Origin of the sequence: Nostoc cf. edaphicum LEGE 07299, from assembly GCF_015207245.1 — a bacterium.
In the GTDB taxonomy this organism is placed as follows: Bacteria; Cyanobacteriota; Cyanobacteriia; order Cyanobacteriales; family Nostocaceae; genus Nostoc; species Nostoc edaphicum_B.
In genome coordinates this window covers 1-6142 of sequence record NZ_JADEXF010000244.1, presented here as the reverse complement: position 1 = coordinate 6142, position 6142 = coordinate 1, and the positions used below count along the sequence as shown (strand labels likewise).

General features: G+C 41.6%; 7 protein-coding genes. 4 read left to right on the top strand and 3 right to left on the bottom strand.

The window, feature by feature from the left end:
* The first annotated feature begins 62 nt into the window (after positions 1-62).
* The 4 genes from IQ229_RS09430 (at position 63) to IQ229_RS09415 (ending at position 2336) form a co-directional block, all read left to right on the top strand.
* Positions 63-368, top strand: coding sequence for an RNA recognition motif domain-containing protein (locus IQ229_RS09430; RefSeq protein ID WP_194043142.1), 306 nt, complete (start codon positions 63-65; stop codon positions 366-368).
* A gap of 93 nt (positions 369-461) precedes the next feature.
* The gene (locus tag IQ229_RS09425; protein WP_194043140.1) at positions 462-605 is read left to right on the top strand and encodes a hypothetical protein; all 144 of its coding nucleotides are present in this window, start codon (positions 462-464) and stop codon (positions 603-605) included.
* A 66-nt stretch (positions 606-671) separates the two neighbouring features.
* Entirely contained in the window at positions 672-1196 is a 525-nt protein-coding gene (locus tag IQ229_RS09420) for a hypothetical protein (RefSeq protein ID WP_194043138.1), read from the top strand.
* Positions 1197-1307: 111 nt separating this feature from the next.
* The gene (locus tag IQ229_RS09415) at positions 1308-2336 is read left to right on the top strand and encodes an aldo/keto reductase (RefSeq protein WP_194043136.1); all 1029 of its coding nucleotides are present in this window, start codon (positions 1308-1310) and stop codon (positions 2334-2336) included.
* Between the two features lie 849 nt (positions 2337-3185).
* On the opposite strand, the gene IQ229_RS09410 is transcribed toward IQ229_RS09415, so the two are convergent.
* The 3 genes from IQ229_RS09410 to crtO form a co-directional block, all read right to left on the bottom strand.
* Complete coding sequence (locus tag IQ229_RS09410; RefSeq protein ID WP_194043134.1) at positions 3186-3737, bottom strand: general stress protein; 552 nt, start codon at positions 3735-3737, stop codon at positions 3186-3188.
* 145 nt (positions 3738-3882) lie between these two features.
* Positions 3883-4089 (bottom strand): chlorophyll a-b binding domain-containing protein, encoded by a 207-nt coding sequence (locus tag IQ229_RS09405; protein WP_194043132.1) that lies wholly within the window; start codon positions 4087-4089, stop codon positions 3883-3885.
* A gap of 256 nt (positions 4090-4345) precedes the next feature.
* Positions 4346-6064 carry a beta-carotene ketolase CrtO gene (crtO, locus tag IQ229_RS09400; RefSeq protein ID WP_194043130.1) on the bottom strand — a complete coding sequence of 573 codons (1719 nt, stop codon included), beginning with the start codon at positions 6062-6064 and terminating at the stop codon, positions 4346-4348.
* Between the last annotated feature and the right edge of the window lie 78 nt (positions 6065-6142).

Here is a 6142-nt window from a genome sequence, read left to right as displayed (position 1 = left end):
TACTTGTATTACAGACCTCTCCGGATCTAAATCTCTACATCCTCTGATTCTGGAGACATTCTATGTCAATTTACGTTGGTAATCTATCTTATGAGGTTAAAGAAGATGACCTCCGGCAAGTCTTTGCAGAATATGGAACTGTAAAAAATGTTCAATTGCCTGTCGATCGAGAAACTGGTCGGATGAGAGGTTTCGGGTTTGTGGAATTGGAATCAGACGCACAAGAACAAGCGGCGATTGATGCCCTTGATAACGCTGAATGGATGGGTCGAAGCTTAAAAGTTAATAAAGCCAAGCCCAAAACAGACGGAGGTTCCTCTGGTGGTAGACGAGGAGGCTATGGTGGCGGTGGTGGTGGCCGCTATTAAGGTCTAAAACCAAAAATTTAACTCTAAGGTCTTAAGGGCAGACAAGGGGTCTGCCTTTTTTGCGTTTTGGTTGACCTAACAAAGGCAGCCCCGATGAAACAAGTTTCACAAGCCTTAGATGAAAGAATGACTGGGGACTGGTATTTTAACTCAGCACGGGCTAAACGCCCCGCTACCGCTAACAGCACTCAGCACTTTCAAGCTAGAGGGCAGGATGCAGGAGGTTTTAGGAAATAATTCTAATGAAGCCATGCGTTAGGGTAGCTTACCGCAGGTATCGTTTTTGTAATAGGTGTAGCAACCATGAACCCAGAAGCTAAACATATTGTTAACGAACTAAGGCATAAGTTCTACACTAACTTTGCTGCTGCGATGAATATGCCAGTACTTATAACTGGTACATCTTATAGTAGTAATTCACCGATCGCATCTTGGATAGATCGTAGGCAGAGACTCAACTATATAAATGTATATGCTTATACAGCACCTGATGAATTTGTTCCATTCCGCCCATTCATTCTGCGACTGGCTATTAACAAAAGTGCTGGTAGAGTCACAGTGACCAGAAAAGGACAAGTCTGCCGAGGTATGAATTTGATGTGGGATTTTGAGTTAACTGTACTACCAAAAGAAATCTTAGACTTTCTTCCCTGGATAGTTAACTTAGTTGAGGCCCATGATAAAGGTTCGCCCTTGTTGCTAGAATCACCACCCCATTCATTTGAATTAAACGTGTCAGAGGTCAAATTATTTAATAACGCCTGGACTGAAAAAGCTTGGCTCTTGGCAAATCCGACCATGTTCCCTAATAGTAGTCTGTCAAGTTGAAAGTGATAAATCAAGACTACAGGGTAGTTATAACTATCTTAAATTCTCACGAATGATTGAGGACTGCTATATATGCCTGATAATTAATAAGGCAATCTATAAACAGCAAAGATGCAGACTCTCCAAAAACTCTCACTCCCAAGCATGGGCTGTGGCACTTGGGCCTGGGGCAACCAATTGCTTTGGGGATATGACGAAAGTATGGATGAGCAGTTGCAAGCCGTCTTTAACCTTTGTGTAAGCAACGGTGTAACTTTATTTGATACAGGCGATTCTTACGGAACTGGGAGATTGAATGGTCGGAGTGAGTTGCTTCTGGGACGATTCAACCGAGAATATGTAGGTTTAGGCAAAGAAAATATTTGTATTGCGACTAAGCTGGCTGCTTACCCCTGGAGATGGACACGTCAATCAATGGTGAAGGCTTGCCAGTCATCTGCCCAACGCCTGGGAAAAAACGTCGATTTGGTACAGATGCACTGGTCAACAGCAAACTATGCTCCTTGGCAAGAGGAAGGACTTTTAGATGGTCTTGCCGATTTGTATGAGCAAAAACTGGTCAAGGGAGTGGGATTATCCAATTATGGGCCGAAACGGCTTCAGCGAGTGCATAAAAAATTCGCGGAACGAGGCGTTCCGATTACAACTTTGCAAGTTCAATATTCTCTGTTGTCTACATATCCTGTCACTCAACTAAACCTCAAAGACCTTTGTGATGAGTTAGACATTAAATTGATTGCCTACAGCCCTCTAGCTTTGGGACTACTGACAGGAAAATACTCTGAGCAAGGCCCTTTGCCTAAAGGCATTCGAGGTCTGTTATTTAAGCAAATATTATCAGGAATGCGTAGAGGCGTTCGCGCAGCGTCTCGTAGAGAAGCGGCTTCTGCTGGTAAATCGCTTTTGGAATGTTTGCGAGAGGTGGCACAGTTTAGAAATAAAACTATGTCACAGGTGGCAATTAATTGGTGCATCTGTAAAGGAACTATTCCCATCCCTGGAGCAAAGAGCGTCGAACAAGCGAAGGAAAATCTTGGTGCGTTGGGTTGGCAATTAGGCGCTGGTGAGATTGCAGAGTTGGATAAAGCGGCGGCGAATGCAGACAAAAAAATGGTACAAAATATCTTTCAAACTAAGTGAATTATTTGCACAAATTTTCCAACAAGTAATAGAAAGAACCAATGTGCAGCCAGAAAATCAGGCAGTCCCAGTGAATTGGCAGACAGTGTATCAAAGTTTTACAGTAGCGTCTCGTCAGAGAAGGACACAAAGAAAGAAGAAGCCAAGAAAATTTGGCGCAGTTTCACAAAGAAATGGTATTACAAAAATATGGCAGTGTTTTAGCTTAAACAAAGACTTTTGACTAGCTAAAAACACTGCCAGAGTTCTATTAAGGCTGATGCTATATTTGAAATTATCCAAGTGCTATTCAATGCGATCAAAAAAAATCTTCTGGTTAAACAAGTAGCATTAGTGAATAAGTCCGTAATAAGCAGTTGCACTAACTAGGATAATTGTTATAACTACCAGTGCTGTGCTAAGTAAAAATTGCACAGATGTTTTTTGATTGAGAGCTTCTTTACTTCCACCCTCGATTGTCGTCCGCTCAGTATTGTTAGAATTGGTTACGTTGTCAGTTTTCATGGCTCTTATGTTGTTCGATTATTTATTACAATTTCGCTTTTAATTCCAGAAATTACATCTAGCTTTAGGATTAATAAAAAAGGTAGAAATAAGTAGATGAAGTTAAATGTTATTTTTATCTACCTGATTAAAAATCGGCAGTTAAATCATTTTGCTAACTGCTTCTGGAAACTGTTGGTGGTCGATCCAAAAACTCATGGCTAATTTTTCCTATGAGGATATTTGATAATTACTAATCTTAAAAGTCCTTATCTGTTTATCCTCATAGCTAAAGCTATTTCATCTGCGGCTTCATGCCTGTGAAAAACGTTTTTGTTTTAACAAAATACCAATGCACACACCATTTTAACTATGTGGGGAATCATACACGCCCCAATATTCAATACCGCGATCGCGTAATATTGGTTCAACGCGGTGAATTTCTTCTTCTGAGCCTTCTAGGATGAGCAAATAATAACTCTGCTGGAGGCGATCGCTATAAACTCTCGCTCTGTCTTCGGGTATGCCTAAATCACCTAATGCCTTCAGTAAATTCTGATTTGCTGCGGCTCCCACAGCAACACCTGCCACGCTACTAACCAATGCTACACCTACGGAACCTGCTGCGAGTACAGCTCCTAAACCGGGAAGTGCTAAACTACTCAAACCAAGTAACGCGCTACCCCAAGTAGTTGCTGTCAGCGTGTCTCCTACGGCTCCAGTTGTATTGACATCTTGATTACCAATGCGATCGCTTATCTGCGCCTCACCTAAATTTTCACCTTGCTCTACATCTTTAGCAAGAACAGAAACTTTTTCCATAGGAAAATTTGCAGTTTTCAATTCATTAATCGCCTGCTCTATCTGTTGAGAATTAGCAAATACTCCTAATGCACGTGTAGTATCTTTAGTTATCATATTTCCCTCTTTCACAATTATATTATTGTGTCCATTTATAACCCCACTATTTCGCCTCAATTGGCGATTAGGTTAAGTATTAAAACGCTACTAAGTTGTTTATTAAATTGATTCCCCCAAGGGGGGATAAATCATCAGTGAAGGTTTAGCGAACTAAGTGGAGTACGTCACGGACTAAACTATAGCCAGCCAAATCCCAAAGTACGTAAGAAATAAAGCCAATCATCGCTAAACGTCCATTCCACAATTCTTGTTGGGGATTCCACCCAAAAATCCAAGCATTGCGATCGATACCGTTATAGGCTTTAGCTTTAGTAGATAATTCAACCGCTTTGTTAGTTTCGGTTGCCATTGCAAATATTCCTTAATAACTCTTACTACACCCACATCTTAGTTACTATTACGGTTGTAGTTCTCTGTCTATTGGGGAATCTAAAAGTGTCACAGGAAGTATCTCAGGGAATTGTTTAGACTTTTGATAGTTTTGATTAAAAAGCATCAGTAGCTTGCCCAAAAAGCTCACATAATCTCATCTTTAGCCGTTTCCCTACTTCAGACTCAACTTTTAAATTCTCCTGATGCTATTTACTTTTTTTACAAACAGCCTCTTAGTCTGATTCACTCCTTAAGACAGATGCAAAAGCAGATTTAATTGAGCCTCCTGCTTCCTTGATTTTCTGGGCGATAGGTTGCTCATTATGTAAAAACACACGCGCACAGTTGCGTCCCGGCAAACCAGAAATTGAACCACCCGGATGAGTTCCAGCACCAGTAAGATACAAGTTATCAATTGGTGTTTTGTAGTTAGCTAATTCCGGCAACGGACGGAAGCAAAGCATCTGTTCTAAAGTCATATCAATATGGTAATAATTACCTTTGTAAGTCCCTAACCGTTCTCCCAACTCAGCCGGACTTTCGACATGACGGGCGATGATTGAATGTTGCAGATTGGGCGAATACTGCGCCAGTTTATTAATCACCTTGTCTGCAACTTTGTTTTTCAGTTTATCCGTCCAACCCGTACCTTTTAAACCTGTACCCTCTGCACCATTAATTTGATAAGGGGCAAAAAACTCTATCCATAATGTGTGCTTGCCTTCCGGTGCCATCGATGGATCAAGTCCGGTAGGCATTACTACATACATTGATGGGTCTTCATCAGGAATATTGCCCAGAGTAATCAGACTATGAGCTTGTTCTACATGATTGACGGAATCAGCAATCAGAATAGAACCCATCAAATAGTTATCTTGGTGATTGTGGTGGACAAAGCGCAAGGGTTCAGATAAAGCACAATCAATTTTGAGGATGGTTTCATTGTTGTTGACGATGCGGCGGTCTAACCTCTCGCGCAAGTTGCGTAGCTTGCCGCCGTAGGCATCGCTATTATCGACATCGCTACTATCCATCAGTTGCAAAAATAAGCGCTTGGCATCAATACTTGAAATTACACCTTTGTTAGCACGATATTCTTTGCCACCAGCAACGCGCACACCCACAGCTTTACCATTATCTACCAATACTTTTTCTACCTTTTGGTCGGTGAGGATTTTACCACCCTCGGCTTTTACCATTTTCACCAAAGCTTCCACAAGTCCACCACTACCACCACGCGGTCTTGCCATACCGGGATTATGACGCAACATCATCATCATTGCCCCAAAGGACATAGCTTTTTGTGAGGGAGGGGAACTCAGTTCGGCTGAGAGTCTAGCCAGAGGTGCTTTGACAAACTCAGAATCGAAGTACTCGTTAATATTATCTGTGGCACTGCTGAGTAGGGTACGCAGTAAATCAAGGGTTGTGTTAGAGCCACCTAGAAGGGAAAATAAGTCTCGCAGACTATTGAGATTGTAATTACCAGCAATATCAACAATTGATTTGGGTGGTGCATTGAAGAAAGGAGCAATCCCTTTGATAAAGCGCTGCCAAAAATCGGCATATTCAGCGTATTTTTCAGCATCGCGCTGACTGTAACGGGCAATTTCCGCACAAGTCTTTTCTATAGATTGATGAGCTAAGAAATACTTACCATCTGGATGGGGACAAAAGGCAACTGGATCGCAGGTAAGATATTCCAAGCCGTACTTATGCAGTTCTAACTCTTGGATGACTGGCCCTAAGAAAATAAACAGATGGTTAATCGCGCAAGGACTAAATTTAAAACCAGGTGCTTCATCAGGCATAAGTTCTTCAGTAGTGCAACCACCACCAGGAAGCGATCGCCCTTCTAATAACAGGACGCTGTAACCAGCTTTCAGCAGGTAGCCAGCACAAACTAAGCCATTATGACCAGCGCCAATAATTACAACGTCATACGATTCCATGAGTGCAATGTGGGGATTAAAGTATATTCCCTGATATTAGAAAGTGTTGAAGATATCTAAATCTTTCGTGGGTTATAG